The sequence below is a fragment of the Microcoleus sp. D3_18_C2 genome, from assembly GCF_036702395.1.
GTDB lineage: Bacteria > Cyanobacteriota > Cyanobacteriia > Cyanobacteriales > Microcoleaceae > Microcoleus.
On the sequence record NZ_JAUBTG010000019.1, the window covers coordinates 17,009 to 32,856 of the forward strand.

Annotated in this window: 17 protein-coding genes, 1 tRNA gene and 1 pseudogene; 13 read left to right on the plus strand and 6 right to left on the minus strand. The window is 44.6% G+C overall.

The features are described from left to right. The first annotated feature begins 24 nt into the window (after positions 1–24). A tRNA-Ser gene (locus QUA88_RS13955) sits at positions 25–109 on the plus strand. Between the two features lie 66 nt (positions 110–175). On the opposite strand, the gene QUA88_RS13960 is transcribed toward QUA88_RS13955, so the two are convergent. Together QUA88_RS13960 and QUA88_RS13965 are read right to left on the minus strand one after the other, a co-directional pair. After that, on the minus strand, positions 176–460 hold the full coding sequence (locus QUA88_RS13960) for a flagellar alpha dynein (protein ID WP_333056274.1): 285 nt from the start codon (positions 458–460) through the stop codon (positions 176–178). A gap of 32 nt (positions 461–492) precedes the next feature. Continuing rightward, positions 493–813, minus strand: a complete 321-nt coding sequence (locus QUA88_RS13965; RefSeq protein WP_333272209.1) for a hypothetical protein — start codon at positions 811–813, stop codon at positions 493–495. Between the two features lie 399 nt (positions 814–1,212). On the opposite strand from QUA88_RS13965, the gene QUA88_RS13970 reads away from it, so the two are divergent. From QUA88_RS13970 to QUA88_RS14005, 6 genes and pseudogenes are all read left to right on the plus strand, one after another. After that, positions 1,213–2,481, plus strand: a complete 1,269-nt coding sequence (locus QUA88_RS13970) for a transposase (protein ID WP_333056272.1) — start codon at positions 1,213–1,215, stop codon at positions 2,479–2,481. A gap of 114 nt (positions 2,482–2,595) precedes the next feature. Then, positions 2,596–3,339, plus strand: a complete 744-nt coding sequence (locus QUA88_RS13975) for a sigma-70 family RNA polymerase sigma factor (RefSeq protein ID WP_333056271.1) — start codon at positions 2,596–2,598, stop codon at positions 3,337–3,339. 103 nt (positions 3,340–3,442) lie between these two features. Continuing rightward, positions 3,443–4,637: pseudogene (locus QUA88_RS29530) on the plus strand (RNA-guided endonuclease InsQ/TnpB family protein). 321 nt (positions 4,638–4,958) lie between these two features. After that, positions 4,959–5,396 carry a hypothetical protein gene (locus tag QUA88_RS13995; protein WP_333056266.1) on the plus strand — a complete coding sequence of 146 codons (438 nt, stop codon included), beginning with the start codon at positions 4,959–4,961 and terminating at the stop codon, positions 5,394–5,396. A gap of 333 nt (positions 5,397–5,729) precedes the next feature. After that, positions 5,730–7,325: a tetratricopeptide repeat protein gene (locus QUA88_RS14000; RefSeq protein ID WP_333272214.1), complete on the plus strand. Its 1,596-nt coding sequence runs from the start codon at positions 5,730–5,732 to the stop codon at positions 7,323–7,325. A 184-nt stretch (positions 7,326–7,509) separates the two neighbouring features. Further along, positions 7,510–7,920, plus strand: a complete 411-nt coding sequence (locus QUA88_RS14005) for a hypothetical protein (protein ID WP_333056264.1) — start codon at positions 7,510–7,512, stop codon at positions 7,918–7,920. 54 nt (positions 7,921–7,974) lie between these two features. On the opposite strand, the gene QUA88_RS14010 is transcribed toward QUA88_RS14005, so the two are convergent. Next, positions 7,975–8,259, minus strand: coding sequence for a hypothetical protein (locus QUA88_RS14010; protein ID WP_333056263.1), 285 nt, complete (start codon positions 8,257–8,259; stop codon positions 7,975–7,977). 82 nt (positions 8,260–8,341) lie between these two features. Between QUA88_RS14010 and QUA88_RS14015 the strand changes: the two genes are divergently transcribed. After that, positions 8,342–8,725 carry a hypothetical protein gene (locus QUA88_RS14015; RefSeq protein WP_333272218.1) on the plus strand — a complete coding sequence of 128 codons (384 nt, stop codon included), beginning with the start codon at positions 8,342–8,344 and terminating at the stop codon, positions 8,723–8,725. Positions 8,726–9,325: 600 nt separating this feature from the next. On the opposite strand, the gene QUA88_RS14020 is transcribed toward QUA88_RS14015, so the two are convergent. Then, on the minus strand, positions 9,326–10,147 hold the full coding sequence (locus QUA88_RS14020; protein WP_333056261.1) for an alpha/beta hydrolase: 822 nt from the start codon (positions 10,145–10,147) through the stop codon (positions 9,326–9,328). Between the two features lie 99 nt (positions 10,148–10,246). Continuing rightward, positions 10,247–10,972 (minus strand): lysophospholipid acyltransferase family protein, encoded by a 726-nt coding sequence (locus QUA88_RS14025; protein WP_333056260.1) that lies wholly within the window; start codon positions 10,970–10,972, stop codon positions 10,247–10,249. Positions 10,973–11,494: 522 nt separating this feature from the next. On the opposite strand from QUA88_RS14025, the gene QUA88_RS14030 reads away from it, so the two are divergent. The 5 genes from QUA88_RS14030 to QUA88_RS14050 all read left to right on the plus strand — a co-directional run bounded on the left by QUA88_RS14030 (position 11,495) and on the right by QUA88_RS14050 (position 14,646). Continuing rightward, a complete protein-coding gene (locus QUA88_RS14030; RefSeq protein ID WP_333056259.1) occupies positions 11,495–11,809 on the plus strand; it encodes a hypothetical protein in 315 nt (104 codons plus the stop codon). Between the two features lie 129 nt (positions 11,810–11,938). Beyond that, a complete protein-coding gene (locus tag QUA88_RS14035; protein WP_333272222.1) occupies positions 11,939–13,666 on the plus strand; it encodes a succinate dehydrogenase/fumarate reductase flavoprotein subunit in 1,728 nt (575 codons plus the stop codon). 9 nt (positions 13,667–13,675) lie between these two features. After that, positions 13,676–13,921, plus strand: coding sequence for a hypothetical protein (locus QUA88_RS14040; protein WP_333210409.1), 246 nt, complete (start codon positions 13,676–13,678; stop codon positions 13,919–13,921). A 219-nt stretch (positions 13,922–14,140) separates the two neighbouring features. Further along, positions 14,141–14,365: a hypothetical protein gene (locus QUA88_RS14045; RefSeq protein ID WP_096831014.1), complete on the plus strand. Its 225-nt coding sequence runs from the start codon at positions 14,141–14,143 to the stop codon at positions 14,363–14,365. Further along, positions 14,365–14,646, plus strand: a complete 282-nt coding sequence (locus QUA88_RS14050) for a type II toxin-antitoxin system RelE/ParE family toxin (protein ID WP_172191064.1) — start codon at positions 14,365–14,367, stop codon at positions 14,644–14,646. Before QUA88_RS14045 ends, QUA88_RS14050 begins: the two co-directional genes overlap by 1 nt. 37 nt (positions 14,647–14,683) lie before the next feature. On the opposite strand, the gene QUA88_RS14055 is transcribed toward QUA88_RS14050, so the two are convergent. Then, positions 14,684–15,574 (minus strand): Uma2 family endonuclease, encoded by an 891-nt coding sequence (locus QUA88_RS14055; protein ID WP_333272225.1) that lies wholly within the window; start codon positions 15,572–15,574, stop codon positions 14,684–14,686. Between the last annotated feature and the right edge of the window lie 274 nt (positions 15,575–15,848).

Below are 15,848 nucleotides of genomic sequence, written 5' to 3' on the forward strand. Positions count from 1 at the left end.
TGGTATGATAAAATTTATGCGCCGGGAGAGGTGGCAGAGTGGTCGAATGCGCCTGACTTGAAATCAGGTGAACCGCAAGGTTCCGTGGGTTCAAATCCCACCCTCTCCGTTTAACAATTCTCTTGTCCGTTAAGGGTTTCAGGTTGACTGCATAGCAAGAAAAACCATTTTCCGCTCAACTTTCGCGCCAATGGTTTTCTAATATGTCCAAAACCACCTCCATATCTGCCAAGTCCGCCCTCGACTTTTTACGCTGCGCTTTTAACTGATTGAGCAAGTCGGCCGGCTCTGGAAATTCTGCGACGGTCGGAGCCGAGTTTTTACTTTCTTCCCGATCGCGCTGCACTTCCTTGAGTTCTTGCTCCAGCATTTGCACCTTCAGTCCTAAGTCACCATTGCGCTCATGCAACTGGTTCAGTTCCTTATCCCATTCTGCAAGCTGCTTGTTGGCCGCTTTCAATTCCTGCCTGAGTGATTCATCTTTGCCATCACTCAGGCACTCAATTTTCCCAGCCGTTCCTCAATGGCGGCCATCCGCTCCATCACCGGGTCAAGGCGATCGGCTACAGCCTTGTCTACAGTGTCTACAATTTCTGTAGACACGACGCTATCATTACTTTGTGTAGACAAGTTTGTAGACACTGTAGACACTATAGGTGTAGACAAATTAGACAGCGCTGTAGACGTGCCTGAGACTTCCTTGAGAATGCGTTGTGCAGCTTGACTAAGCGACTCACTGTCTAGCTTCTGAGCTTCTATCCAGTTCAGAAAATGACCAGAAGCCCTGAATGATACGACTTGACTTTGACTCATTGTAGACACCTGTATACAGTATTTGTCTACACTAACTGATATCTGTCTACACTGTCAACATATTGTAGACAAAACTTGTAGACACGAAAATCCCCCAATTAAGGGGGATGGGATTCAGTCGTTAGTTGTCAGGCAGTGGGTAAGGATTCAGGTCACTGAACTCCTTGCTGGGCAAAGACTTTAGATATGGAGCTTGATACTAAATCAATCTCTATTCTCAATAAACCACGAAAAACTGTCACTTATCCTCGTTTATTGACAATTAACCACGAAAGACAAAAACCCTTAGTTTGCCCTAAAACCCTTGCCAGACAAGCGTTGGAGCCGCAAGTTTTTAGACCTGAATCCTTACCTTTAATCAAGAATACTATGCTAATATAGAGCAAGGAGGAAAACAGAATGTATGGATGCCAGCAAAATCTAATTAGTCCAGACAAAGAATTGAAAGCAGTCTTAGAATTCTTGTGTAGTGAAGCCTCAAAGTTAATTAATTGTGGAAATTATTATGCCAGACAACTATTCTTCAAAACTGGCAGGATACCGAGTAGAGCCAAGCTGCATAAAGTTTTAGAAACGGACAATCGAAACATTCATTATAAAGCTTTTTATTCAGATACCGCACAGCAGATACTGACTAGCGTTGCTGAATCTTTCCAATCCTATTTGGGCGGGCTTGCTGGAATCAAAGAAGGGACAGTGACGCAACATCCAAGACTTCCTGGATACAGACAAGGTGGATTAGCCCTTGTAACTTTTACAGGTAGATCAGTCAAATTAAAAGATGGAATGTTGCGATTTCCTTTAGGGAAGCAAGTTAAAGCTTGGTTTGGCATAGATGCGTTCTATCTGACGATGCCATCTAATAAGGAGCATTCTTCGATTCGAGAGTACAGGATTTTACCCAGAAACGGATGTTTTTATCTAGAATTGGTTTACCAAAAAGAAGCTGTTCAATCCGATGTCAACGTTGATTATGTATTGATGATCGACCACGGGATGGACAACTGGATAACTTGTGTCAGCAATATTGGAACTTCATTCATCGTAGACGGAAAGCATCTCAAGTCCATCAACCAAGGCTATAACAAACGAGTGGCAAGCTTGATGTCTGGAAAAGACAATGGATTCTGGTCGAAAAGACTGGAACGGCTGACCGAAAGCAGAAATAGAACAATGCGGGATGCAGTTAATAAAGCTGCTCGTAAGGTTATCGATCATTGTATATCATCCAAGATTGGTACAGTCATATTTGGATGGAACAAGCATCAGAAAGATTCGCTAAATCTGGGTACAAATACCAATCAAAAATTTGTTCAGATTCCCACGCGTAGGTTAAAAGATAGAATTGCTCAACTCGGCGAACAGTACGGAATTAAATTCGTCGAAACCGAAGAATCCTCTACTTCAAAAACTTCTTTTCTCGATGCTGACGAACTGCCTAAAATCGGCGAAAAATCCGAGTGGTGGAAAGCTTCGGGAACAAGAATTAAACGTGGATTATATCGGACAGCGAAGGGGTGGCTAATTAATGCAGATTGCAATGGTTGTGCAAATATTGGTCGTAAAGTAGCAACAATACTTGGACTCGATCTAAGTGGAGTTGGTAGAGGTGACTTTTCAGCACCTGTAAGACTTAAATTGTGGTCTTATGAATCCCCTCGCCTTTAGGCATGGGGAGATGTCAAGATAGGCGGGTGTACTTCATAAATGTGGAATCTCCTGTAAATGTAAATGGAAAGCAATAGCCATAGACCTCAAAAAATCAGGTCATCTTCTCAATCAGTGGCTGCATCAATCCTGTGGGATGAAACTGAAGATAAAAATACAATTTTTTGGGAAGAATGGCAGGCGCATCAAGATTATCTTTCCCATTGCTGTCTCAAGTGGATGAACTCAAACCCACTCGATGCCGAAGAAGTATTGAGTCAGGCAATGCTTAAAGCCTGGAATGAATGGCAAAACTATGGAATTCAAATTAAATGTCCTAAAGCTTGGTTAACTCAACTTCTCTATAACTTCTGCATAGATTTCCATCGAAAACGAAAACGAGAAACATTAATAATTGAAAACATAGACGAGATTAAACTTGAAGATTATCCCGCACTTTATTCTAACTTAGGATTTACTGAACCTAATCTTATAGACCTGGAATTGCCGGCATATATCTACCACAAAATTGACTCCTTGCCTCCCAGACTCCGCGATACTTTTGTCTTATACCACTACCAAAATAAATCTTATCAAGATATTGCCAAGCTCTTTCTATGCTCTGAAGAAAACGTCCGCAAATGCGTGACCAAAGCCGGACGTATTCTGCGAAGGCATTTAACCAAATATCTGGCCGGTGAAGATGATACTCCTCTAAATTCTTCCTCGCCCGCCTTAAAGTTGGTAATTCCTTTGCCAGAAAAGTCTCAACCCCAATGCAATTGGGAATCACTAATTCCCCCAAAAAGCCAGGATGAAGAAATTAGCTATCAAGTCACCGTACTATGTCTGGAAACTTTACCAAGAAATTGGGTCTAAAGCCCCGTCCTTATAGGACGGCTTTAATTACAGAGACTGTGAAGATTCGTTAAAGATACAGACTTGCAAATCAAAGTTTCTGTAATAGTGGTAGACTATTGAAATGATAGTATTAGAGTTTAAGTTGAAGGGCAAAGCGGAGCAGTATCGAATCATCGACAACATGATTCGGACGGCTCAATTTGTGCGAAACAAAACTCTTAGACATTGGATAGATAATCAAGGGATTAAGCTAGTAGACCTGTACAAACAATGCGCCGTTATGGCAAAAGAGTTTGAATGGGCAGGCAAGCTTAATTCGACGGCACGTCAGGCTTCCGCCGAACGTGCCATTTTTGCTATCCAGCGTTTCTTTGCTAACTGCAAAGCTAAGAAGCCAGGAAAAAAAGGATACCCGCAGTTCAAGAAACATACTCGCTCTGTTGAGTACAAGCAGTCCGGTTGGTCGCTTTCTAGTGACAAAAGATGCCTAACATTTAAAGATTGATTTGCTGCTGGGAGATTCAAGTTAATCGGTAGTCGGGATTTGCATTTTTATGCGCCTGATGAGATTAAACGAATTAGGATTGTGCGCCGTGCCGATGGCTACCACGCCCAATTCTGTATCAACGTGGAGCGGAAAGAGGAACTTGTTCCGACTGGTAAGGTTATTGGAATAGACGTGGGATTGAACCACTTTTATACTGATAGCGACGGCGAAACAGTTCCTAATCCTCGCTACCTCCGAAAGAGTGAAAAAGCTTTGAAGAGATTGCAGAAGCGAGTTTCTCGGAAAAAGAAAGGTTCCAAGAACCGGAAAAAGGCGATCAACAAGTTAGGAAGAAAACACCGGAAAGTCAGCAGGCAGCGTAAAGACTTCGCCATAAAGACGGCGTTGTGCGCGGTAAAATCTAACGATTTTGTAGCCTACGAAGACCTTCAGGTTCGGAATATGGTTAAAAACCACAAGCTCGCTAAATCAATCAGCGATGCAGCCTGGTCACTAACTTGATCATTATTTGGAATATTTCGGGAAAGTGTACAGCAAAACAGTCATTGCTGTTCCACCACAGTACACCTCTCAGAACTGTTCAAATTGCGGCAATCTAGTCAAGAAAACCCTGTCAACTCGAACCCATATTTGTGGTTGCGGTACGATATTGGATCGCGACCACAATGCTGCGTTGAACATTTTGGCGAAAGGGTTAAAGCAGGCAAAATTTAATTTAAATACGGCGGGGCACGCCGGAATTCACGCTGGGGGACAGACCGATCTCTACTCGCTGGTGGTGACATCAACAAGCAAATCGACTGGATGATCCAAGAATCCCCGCGCCTTCAAGGCCGGGGAGTGTCAACCCATCATTCCTACATCTCTACTACCCTTCCAGTCTGGAGATGAAAGTGCGTTGAGTCAGCCGTTGTTTATCCCGCATGTGGGGAAGTTGAGAAGATGTTGCAGCAGCCAAAAGGTAAGATGAGCAAGGGTTCTAGGGGTTGAGGGGAGATTTTTGGAGAGAAAATTTGCCTGTAACTCGAAAAATTCCCAAATTGGGGTGGGAAAACGTCTAACTAATAAATAAGCGGTCAGATCAAACCGCTTAGAGTCTAGGCATTAGTTACATCTTTCTTAACAAAAAATGAGTACATCCCGCAAAATCCAGATCGCACTCGTGGCAAGTCTCCTGTGGTCATCTACATCAGTCAGCGGCTTTGCTGCTACCAACTCGATTACCTCTGAAAAGTTTCAGTCAGACACGGTAAAGCTTCCTGTGGAAAGTATTCCGTCTAGGCAGTTAAATTTAACACCAGATACTTATTTAATTGCTGGTCAGTTCAGGGATATGCTGAGTAAAGTACCTGGGGGATATGCCACGTTCAAATCATTTGACGAGATATGGAAGAATCCAGCAGACAGGAAGACAAGATTATTTGATTACTGCAACACTCAAAAAGTGTTATCAGTTAAGCTATGTTTTAGAATGCTAACAATTTGGGCAGACGATACAGGGGAATCTGCCAACCGTAAGGACTCCGAGGAGCTAGACAAGATATTTGATGAAGCCAGAAAAATGTAAAGGTAAAATAATCCATAATGCGTGAGAGTGAAATCTCTTTGACTTTGGGGACATTACCAACTTAGTGCTGCTCCATTTCAGTGTTCAAAAAATTGAAGAAAAAGCGATCTTGCCCACTCGACGAAGGGCGCGATCGCTTTTTTTCGGAGTGCGTAGGCAACGCCCGTTGTAGATATCGCTTTTTGTTTACGAGAGAGCCATTGATTGACGCGATCGCATTGATTTTCCTTGCTAACAATTAATCTTTTATAGCTTGTTTAGTTTGAGTAACTAAGACATAATCGGATTAACGTAAATTATTTTATTTCCCCTTATCTATAGCCAGTCTAAATTATGTCTGGATACTTTGCCACATCATTGGTGCAGTTCTGCCAATCTTCTGGGCTAGAGATGAATGTTCACTTTTTCTTAGAAGAAAAGCCAATTAGACAAGAGCAGAAATTGAACACTTTAAGTAAGTATGTTCAGAAATATCCCCAAGGATGGAAAAAAAGGTTAGAACTAGCTAATTTGCTTTACCAGATGGGAGACTGGCAACAAGCGGTTGTCGAATATCATCAAGTGATTGAGCGACAAGCGCAATTAATGGGTGTGCGGCTGCAACTAGGGAAACTATTGCAGCTAATGAAACGAGAAAAAGAGGCAATAGAAGTCTATGAAAAAGCCTTGTCGTGTTACGAAAACGAAGCGACTCAGCATCATATCAAGGGATTGATTGCAGTTTGTCGGGGTGAGAGTGACAAAGCAATTATTGCCTTTAATTTAGCAACTCATTTAGAACCTGAAAAAGTCGTTCACCGGCTCGCTTTGATACAGGTGTATCAGCAGATAGAAAATCATCTTGGCGTGATCAGTGCTGTGGAGCCAATTTTGGCAATCAACCCAGATGATGTTGTGGCGTTGATTTACAGCCAAGATGCGAATCTGGCGGTGGGGGATATGAGCGCCGCAACAGAGCTGTTGAGCGAGCTTATAGCTCTATTTCCGAATGATTTTAGGGTACTGCAACGACAAATTGAGCAACGTCTTCAGATGAGATTAGTTTCTGGTGAAGAGGGGAAACTGACGAAAAAGATGATTACCTCTTTACTGCTACAAACTCCTCATGGGGCTGAGGCTCACAATTCTCTGGGCTATTATCACATCTTCCGAGGCGATTGGCGGCAAGGTGTGGAGGTGTTAGCAGAGTTTACCGCCCAACACCCCAATCATCCTTATGGTTGGTATTACTATGGCAGGTGCTTATACGACACGGGAGACTATCAAAAAGCAGCACAGATGATGGCGAATGCTTATCAACTGTATCCCGATAATTGTGCAATTTATCAGGTCTTGTGTGAAATTTTACCGGCTGCCAAACGCTGGGAAGAATTGCGTTTTGTGGTAGAACAGATGCTGAAACGATTTCCTGAACGTTGGAGTGTTTGGGCGACTGCGGGGCGGGTGTTGGTGGAACACTTCAAAGAGATTGAACGAGGATGTAGTGTTTCTGAGCAGGGCACAAAACTTCAGCCGCAGTTAGTTGATGCTTGGTTTCGTCATGGGCGGGTGTTGGCTTTGGCTCTTAAACATCAAGAAGCGGTGGAGGCGTTGGAGAAAGGATGGAAGTTGTTACCAGCGGGAATTTCTCTGCAATTCGTACCGACGGCGCTGTGGCTGGCGGAGAGTTACCAGGTGCTGGGGGATGTTGGGGCTAGTCAGCGCTGGTGGAAAGTTGCCGGTGAGGGATGTCAGGAATTGAGAGCGTTTAACCCGGCTATGGCTGACTACTGGTTAGGGAGAGCCTTGGTGGGGTTGAAAGATCCGTTGGGGGCGATACAGGCTTATGAAAGTGCTTTGAGTCAGCAGTTGTTGTATCCAGCGCGTGGGGAGGTTGAGAAGAGTTTGCTGCGCTTGAAGGGTAAGAAGGGGAAGGGTTCTAGGGGTTGAGAGTGTATTTTTTGGGAGAAAAATTGCCTGTAACTCGAAAAAATCCCAAATTGGGGTGGGGAAACGTCTAATAAATGAGGATGAACAGGAAAATTACCTTTAAATTCTGCCATCGATGCGCAGCAAGGGTTTCAAATTTCCAGTTGTCAACATACGCAGTAAACCTACGGAGCAAGAACTAATTATGTCTCGGATTATACAATGCAATACCGATGTATTAAGAATCAAGCCTAGCGAAGCTGTTAGCTGGTACGCTACTGCTCAAAGTGAGAAGTCGCATACAATCAAGCTGGAAGACGAGGATGGTCATGTATATATAGATACTGAAATCCAGAGTATAGATTTATCTAAGTCTGTGACTGGTTCTTTTATTACTCCTCCTAAATCCAATGGGAAGGTGCAAAAATATACCTTAACCTTTGGTAACTGTATTTCGTACATAACAGATAGCGCAAACCTTGATGATGATGAAGCAACCACTTTAGTATCAACATTCCAGTACGCATGCGAAGATTCTGCTACAGATCCAAATGATCCAAATTATGATTACAATGACCTATTCTTTGCGATAACTTTTTATACACGAAAAGGTTAAGAACTGAAAAGATCGATACCTGCGGCGGGTAAGGACAGTTTGATCGCACTTCTCTTATAGGGTGCGATCGCTCTCTTCGTAACGCACCTTCTCAATTGTCAGTGCAATGTCTACGATGCCGTAAGCTGGAGGGCGATCACAGAAGATGATGGGATTGAGTGAGATCGCAAAAGCGTAGCATCCCCCAGGTAAACCCAAGGGCGTAGCTGATAGGTTGGGCGGCGCGTGGGGAAGTCGAGAAAATTTTGCAGCAGCCCAAAAGCAATCTGGGAAAGGGTTAGAGGGGTTGAGTGTGGGTTTTGGGAGAGAAAATTTGCCTGTAACTCGAAAAATTCCCAAATTGCGGTGGGAAAACGTCTAAAAGATGTGGGAAGAAAAAACCACTAATCAACCTAAATTTCAACAAACGAGGTATTGTCGTATGAGCATTGTCAAAAAACTACCAGCAGTTTTAATGGCTGCTGTTGGCATCTCTTTTAGTTTCGCCAGTACAGCCTTAGCACAAAAAATTTTATTAGGAGAGAAGACTCTCGGTCTTCAAGAGGATGTCGATTTTAAGCCACAAAATAGGAGCAATATGACGATTTGCTTCCAGACAACTGATAACTTACCGGGTTCCCTAATATTGATTTATATGGCAAGTTCCAACTCAAGTGACATAAAAATGGAAAGATTAAACGCTACCCCCACGGAACAATGTATATCCAGAAGCGTGTATATAGTTCCGGCAAGAGTAACCCATATAGGAAGGGATGATATACCTGGGTTTAGTCGATCTGTTCGTGTACGTGCGACGCAGGGATAAAGAATTACGTCAGGAAGCGCACATCTAAAGGCATAGGCTTGAAAAAGCAATGTATCATAGTATTTGCGATCGGGTCTGACCCGATCGCAAATACTATCCTAACTCGGTGTATCGCTAATGAACTTAAGAGACTGTTGGCGAATTCACATAGGGTTTCACCCCTCACCTCTAAAACCAGCACTCGCGGTGTTTCTCACATAGATGTAGTAGGTTGGGTAGAGCGTCAGCGAAACCCAACACATTATTTTAAAAGAGTTGGGTTTCGCTCGCGCTCTACCCAACCTACACTATCTACATTTTACCTATGAGGGGTATTACCCTTTTTTAATTCGCCAACAGTCTCTGAACTTAATTGAAGCTATTATTGCAGTTCCTGACCATCGACATCCAAGAGGTATTAAGTAGGTAGGCGCAAAGAAACCTCGCTAGGTAACGGAATGTAAATCTGCCAGAACCATTGCGATTGCTTCGTTTCACTTCGTTTCATGCAGCTATGACATACTTATGTATTTTCCCACTCATCTACTTAATTGCTAATTGCTGATGCCGATAAGATTGTTTTTCGGAGATGCCCAATGCCCCATGCCCCATGCCCCATGACTAATGACTATTGACTAATGACAGATTTTCTTCGGATTTTGTCAAAAAATTGCGAGCTTGCATAATCCCATAAAGGTTAACATCTGTTTCTAACAAACAAGCATGACCGCTGTTAGCCAGCAGCACCATTTCAGCTTTGGGAATTACCTTGACTAAAAGCTTCGCTTCTGCTAAAGAAGGCAGCAGCCGATCGGCACCGCTAGCAATTACTAACGTCGGCTGTTTGATACCGCGCAACTGATTTTCGTCAACATTAAACGATCGCACTAACGCCAATCTCCACACAGACGTGTTTTGCGGTACTGCTTGCATCGCTTCTAGCAAAGCGCGGCGATCGTCGCGCCCAATCTTTCCTAATGATGCTAATATCGGCAATAAACCGATTACCGACAGCGGATAAAGGTTGGCCGGCAGCCACTGAGTCAGATACGAGCCCCACTGCACCCAAGGCTGCTGTCGAAACGAAGAAGCTGGATTGACTAAAATTAATCGATCGCACAATTGAGGAGCTTCTAACACAACTTTCATCGCTAAACAGCCCCCAAATGACTCGCCGCACAGATAAACCGGCCGCTTCGGCTTTCCGGCTTGCTTTTCTGCTTCAATTAAGGCAATTGTTTCGCTAACAAGTACCTCCCAACTAGCCATGTCGTCAGCCGGTATAGTTAAGCAACGAATGTCGAAATGATTGGCTAATTTAGGAATTTGGGAGCGCAGCAGCAAACCGCCCCCGTCCATACCGGGCAGAAATACAAATAAAGGGCGATCGGGTTTCGGGGGTTTGGGGGTTAGGAAACGAACCTTGTTGTTAGCATTTGCCATGATTCAAGTCAATCGATTTTAGATTTTAGATTTTAGATTTTAGATTGGAAAGCTGACACCAGCCAATAGTTAACAGTCAACAGTCAACAGTCAACAAACTTACAAACAACCTCGTTGGAGTAATTCGGCAATTTCCCCCTGACAGTGGTTGGTGAGTTCAGCAACAACTGCTTTGGCTTTTTTGCCTTGATATTGCTGCTGTCTCTCGACAGTAATCCAATAAGGCCGGCCGATTAAAACATTAACTCGCTGATAAATTATCACAGGATGCCACCCTGATCGATCGAACAGCGGTTCCGAAGGATCGAACAAACTCAACAACTTCAGCGGTACACCCGATCGTATTGACTGTTCCTCAAAGGAACTAATCGCCACCGGCAAAACTGCCAAATCCCGCACCGGCGCCCGCAAAGCCAAATGAGCAAATCCCCGCTGAAACTTCCCCACAGTATTCGGGCCAGTCAGCTTCACCATCGGTTCTGCACCCTCTGGAAACACCCCCACCATCTCCCCGCCTTGCAGTAGCGCTGTTGCTTGAGAGAAAAAATGCTGCTGTCGGTGTTCCGGTGCTTCCAAGGGGAAAGCGCCGAAAGTCGTGACCACTTCCCTCATCACCGGAACTTGACCCATGTAATGATGACAAGCAAAGCGGATCGATCGACCCAAAGCCGCCGTCAGCAGCACAGGATCTAAGAAACTGCGGTGATTGCTCACCACCAGAACCGGACTCTCTTGGGGAATCCGGTCTTCGCGGTACATAAACATCTGCGTTCCCAAACCAGCCAGGAAACAGCGCGAAATCAGCAATTTGCTCTCTGAAGACATGGGCGAAAAGACAGGTGCGACGCTATAAAGGTTGATTCCATTTCCACGCAGCTTAACATTTCTTTACCAAGTCGGGGCTCCCTCAAAAAGTAGACTTTCCCCTTGTGCCTTTGTTTCGTAAGCTGTTGGACATTTAAACTGTGAACTAAAATTTGATAAAGTTCTTGTGGGGAGTAGGGGTTGGGCTTATAGCCCGCACAAAAAATACGATTTAGATTCAGAACAGCTTAGTCCTGGACGCAGGGGTTGCCAGAAACCGGGTTTTTTGCGAAAAGACGCGTTACAGCCCGCCAAAACAGTAAAAAACCCGGTTTCTTTGTCGGAGTGCGTAAGTCTTGTTTCGGCCAAATTTCCCAGTCAGAAACAAAAATTCATAAAGTGTTGTTGCAAACTTCTATAAAAATGTTTAAAACAGCCCTAAAACCAGGTTGCGGCAGCTAAACTTAGAAATTTACAGTGGCCATTGACACACTGTCAAAGTATTTTTGGACAAGTCGTAATAGCAATCTCGCGAGGCATCAAATGAATAACATCCAAAACTATCGCCTTAAATGTACGCTCACCTTTGGCGACATTTACGGTCAAATCATTGTTTGGCTGATAGTCATCTTCCTAAGTCTAGCGTCGGCACTCGCCTTGTGGAGTAGCGCCCGCCAAATCTTCGCCTTGGCTACCGTCGGCTTGATTTTAGTGCTGTCTCTGCCCTTCTTGCTGTTTGCTTTCGTTACAACTCTGCTAAATAACATTGAAGTGCTTGCTGTAGAACCCGGTACGGAAACTCAACCTTCTGCAACGGGAAATCAGTCCAATCAGCAGCCTGTCGAAAGCGCCGGCTAGTCCAATGTGAAATTTTAACTTTTGATTTCCCATTCAAATCAAAAGTTAAAAAACTTCCTGCTCTTTTGGTGGGAAGTTTTTTTTTGCGTCACCATAAGTTGAGCAGAACACTCAAAATAATTCAAAAAGATGCTAGAACACGACGTAATCATTGTAGGCGGCGGTTTAGCAGGTTGCCGCGCCGCAGTAGAAATTGCCCGGACTGACCCCAGTTTAAAGGTAGCTGTCGTCGCTAAAACTCACCCGATTCGATCGCACTCCGTCGCAGCCCAAGGTGGGATGGCCTCCAGCCTCCAAAATGTCGATCCCGAAGACAGTTGGAAAGCCCACGCCTTCGACACAGTAAAAGGTTCAGACTATTTAGCCGACCAAGACGCGGTAGAAATCCTCACCCGCGAAGCGCCCGGTGTAGTCATAGATTTAGAACACATGGGAGTGCTCTTCTCCCGCCTCCCAGACGGCAGAATTGCCCAGCGCGCTTTCGGCGGACATTCCCACCGCCGCACCTGCTACGCCGCCGACAAAACCGGTCACGCCATCCTCCACGAATTAGTCAACAATCTGCGCCGCTGCGGAGTTCACATCTATCAGGAGTGGTATGTTACGCGCCTGATTTTGGAAGAAGGCCAAGCCAAGGGCGTAGTTATGTACAGCCTGCTAGACGGTCAAATTGAGGTCGTGCGCGCTAAGGCGGTGATGTTTGCTACGGGGGGTTACGGCCGAGTTTACAATACCACGTCGAACGATTACGCCTCGACGGGAGACGGTTTGGCGATGACTGCTATGGCGGGATTGCCACTGGAAGATATGGAGTTTGTGCAGTTTCACCCGACTGGTTTGTATCCGGTGGGAGTGTTGATTTCAGAGGCTGTGCGGGGCGAAGGTGCTTATTTGATTAATTCAGAGGGCGATCGATTTATGGCAAATTATGCCCCGTCCCGGATGGAATTAGCGCCTAGGGATATCACTTCGCGGTCAATTTCCATAGAAATTCGCGCCGGCCGAGGAATTAATGTTGATGGTAGTGCCGGCGGCCCCTTTATCTACCTCGATTTGCGGCACATGGGACGCGAAAAAATCATGAGCAAAATTCCTTTTGCTTGGGAAGAAGCCCACCGTTTGTTAGGAATTGATGCCGTAAATCAGCCGATGCCTGTGCGCCCTACCGTTCACTATTCAATGGGGGGAATTCCTACTAATGTTAGCGGGCAAGTTCGCAGCAGTCCTGACAGTTTAGTAGACGGTTTCTTTGCAGCGGGCGAAGCAGCTTGTGTATCTGTTCACGGCGCCAACCGTTTGGGCAGCAATTCGCTTTTAGAATGTGTCGTTTACGGCAAAGTCACTGGCGCAACCATAGCACAATTCGTACAAAATCGCAAGTTGCCGACAGTAGACGAACAGCGTTATATTACGGAAGCAAAAGAGCAAATTCAGGCACTTTTAGAACGTCCGGGAAAATACCGCATCAATCAAATACGGCAGCAGTATCAAGATACTATGACTGAGTATTGTGGTGTATTTCGTAGCGCCGAATTGATGCAGGAAGGTTTAAAGAAATTGGAGGATTTAGAGCGACAATATGAAGAGGTTTACTTAGACGATAAAGGCAAGTTATGGAATACGGAAATTGTGGAAGCTTTGGAGTTGCGGAGTTTGATTATTGTCGGAAAAATGATTTTAACTTCTGCTTTGAATCGGCAGGAAAGTCGGGGAGCTCATTCGCGGGAAGATTTTACTGAGCGCGATGACGGCAATTTTTTGAAGCATACAATGGCGTATTATTCGCCGGCGGGGATTGATTTGGCTTATATGCCAGTGGCGATTACGATGTTTGAGCCACAGGAGAGGAAGTATTAATTTGTACGGGTGGGCGATGCCCACCTTACTAATTTTAAACAGCAAAAAAAGAGGATAAAGAAAACAATGCGCGAACTTCCCGAAAAGGAATTTAAGAACGAAGAAGCCAAATCAACTTTAACAAGCGAGCAGCTAGCGGCTTTGATCGTTGATGCACTCATTGATGCAGGCATTATCGATAAACAAAGGGTTCCCGAAGCCATCGAAATCGCTGCTGAAGAAATCGAGGTTCGTAAAGCTCTATGTGACTACTGAGTAAGCTCGCCTTGTAGATTGCTTTAGGATGCACGGGTGAGAAGCGATTGTAGAAGATGCAAATGTGGTATTAATTTGTAGGGCGGGCCGTTCACACCTAATGTGTTCCTTTTGAAAGTCGTCTCAGGATTTCTCCACATCACAACTAAAAAATGCTAGCTTAGGATAAGTCTTGCTAAAACAAATACAAAATATCGTGATTATAAGTAGAAAAAAAATATGAGTAAAACGACACAGACATCTCAATTCCAGCAAGCTCTTGAAGCTGTAGAAGTTTTATCATTAGAAGATCAAGCCATGCTTCTAGATATTCTTCAGAATCGTCTGCGACAACAGCGACGAAATGAATTACTCAAGGAAGTTGCAGAAGTTCGTCAAGAGTATGCTGAGGGCAATGTTAAATTTGGTTCGGTAGCCGATTTTATGGCGGAGTTAGATGATTGATGAAAATTGGTTGGACTCCCAAATCTATTCGTACTTTCAAAAAGTTAGTTCGTAAAAATCCTCAGCTTCGCCTTTTAATTGAAGCTACGCTTGAACTTTTGTCTGAAGACTGCTTTAACCCCAGCTTGCGAACTCACAAACTGACAGGAGATTTATCGGGTATCTGGTCGTGTTCAATAGATTATGATTATCGGATTTTATTTGAGTTTGTGACCGATCCAGAAGATGAGGAGGAAGCTATTTTATTGCTCAAAATGGGTTCTCATGATGAAGTCTATTAAGACCGATCGCCCTTTTCCCCAATTCTCTCTCACTATCTCACTCTCCAGCATTATCCCTAACTTCCTCCACAGATAAATTTAACGCCTCCGCCACCTGTTCCGCACTCAAACCCATTCCCAACAACCTGGGAATTGCATCCCTTCTTGCCTGAAATTCAGCTTGTCGTGCCTGTTCTGCACTCTCGGCTCGCAATCTTTCTTGTTCACCTCTTTCCCGCTGTTGTTCCCCTCGCAATCTCTCTAATTCTGCTCTTTCATCGCCAATCAACAGCAAATTACCTTCCTCGTCCCACCAGCGCAGCCAAAGCATTGTTTGATTTTGATAACTGCCTTGCCAAAGTCCCAATTCTATGCTTAAAGATGCAATGGGAAAATGACCGCGTTGATTGAGTTCTAACTGTTGATAATACCCCTCAATCAATCGATAAACTTCTAATCGACCGCTGTTAATTTCATAGATGCCGTAATAGGGAATTCGCATCACCTGTTCGTACACCCAAAACTTTCCCGGTTTGGTTATTACCCCTTCCTCGGTGCGAGACAAAGGAGTGCGATCGCGCTCTTCATCCCCGTTCCCGCTAGCAAATTCCAAAGCAATTAACGGTGCTATGTGTTCTCGCCACAGCACGTAGAAACGGCGAATTTGACCGTCAATGTTAGGAGGTACATTGGGAACATAAAACCAATCAGGAGCTTCTGCACCTTGTTCCGGCGGCTCGGTTTCTCGCCAGTAAATGCCACAGTCTTGACCGATCGCATATTGTCCGTCAGGATGGCGCTGCTGCAAAATTTGCCCGATCGAATCAGTTAAAATTAAACTTTGCGGATGCTCCTGAAAATTTTTCACAAAAGTACCGTCTGACTCTGGTAATTGAGTGTGGTCTGGAAAAGCAGGAGGTAGAACAACGCGGTCAACGCTTTGGGTCATAATTCCCTCCGAGGTCTTACCTAATTGGTAATTAGTAATTGGTAGTCGGTAACAGGACGCTGGGCGCGAGGACTTAGAAACCCGGTTTCGACCTGTATCTGTCGGGAGCATCTCATATTTGTAAAAACACTTCTTCTGGCTCCTTCCTTCTTCCTCTTTCCTTCTTCCTCTTTCCTCCTGCCTCCTGCCTCCTGCCTCCTGCCTCAAAACTCCAATTTCTAGCTTGGCTGCAAAAGTGAGATGCTCCCTATCTGTCGTCGTCCAACTAAGATTT

Excerpts from the sequence above, each read along its gene's own strand:
- QUA88_RS14045 (WP_096831014.1), top strand. The coding sequence starts at position 14,141 with ATGAGTAAAACGACACAGACATCTCAATTCCAGCAAGCTCTTGAAGCT.
- QUA88_RS14000 (WP_333272214.1), top strand. The coding sequence starts at position 5,730 with ATGTCTGGATACTTTGCCACATCATTGGTGCAGTTCTGCCAATCTTCT.
- QUA88_RS14005 (WP_333056264.1), top strand. The coding sequence starts at position 7,510 with ATGTCTCGGATTATACAATGCAATACCGATGTATTAAGAATCAAGCCT.
- QUA88_RS14055 (WP_333272225.1), bottom strand. The coding sequence starts at position 15,574 with ATGACCCAAAGCGTTGACCGCGTTGTTCTACCTCCTGCTTTTCCAGAC.
- QUA88_RS14020 (WP_333056261.1), bottom strand. The coding sequence starts at position 10,147 with ATGGCAAATGCTAACAACAAGGTTCGTTTCCTAACCCCCAAACCCCCG.
- QUA88_RS14050 (WP_172191064.1), top strand. The coding sequence starts at position 14,365 with ATGAAAATTGGTTGGACTCCCAAATCTATTCGTACTTTCAAAAAGTTA.
- QUA88_RS14015 (WP_333272218.1), top strand. The coding sequence starts at position 8,342 with ATGAGCATTGTCAAAAAACTACCAGCAGTTTTAATGGCTGCTGTTGGC.
- QUA88_RS14030 (WP_333056259.1), top strand. The coding sequence starts at position 11,495 with ATGAATAACATCCAAAACTATCGCCTTAAATGTACGCTCACCTTTGGC.
- QUA88_RS14025 (WP_333056260.1), bottom strand. The coding sequence starts at position 10,972 with ATGTCTTCAGAGAGCAAATTGCTGATTTCGCGCTGTTTCCTGGCTGGT.
- QUA88_RS13965 (WP_333272209.1), bottom strand. The coding sequence starts at position 813 with ATGAGTCAAAGTCAAGTCGTATCATTCAGGGCTTCTGGTCATTTTCTG.
- QUA88_RS14035 (WP_333272222.1), top strand. The coding sequence starts at position 11,939 with ATGCTAGAACACGACGTAATCATTGTAGGCGGCGGTTTAGCAGGTTGC.
- QUA88_RS13970 (WP_333056272.1), top strand. The coding sequence starts at position 1,213 with ATGTATGGATGCCAGCAAAATCTAATTAGTCCAGACAAAGAATTGAAA.
- QUA88_RS13995 (WP_333056266.1), top strand. The coding sequence starts at position 4,959 with ATGAGTACATCCCGCAAAATCCAGATCGCACTCGTGGCAAGTCTCCTG.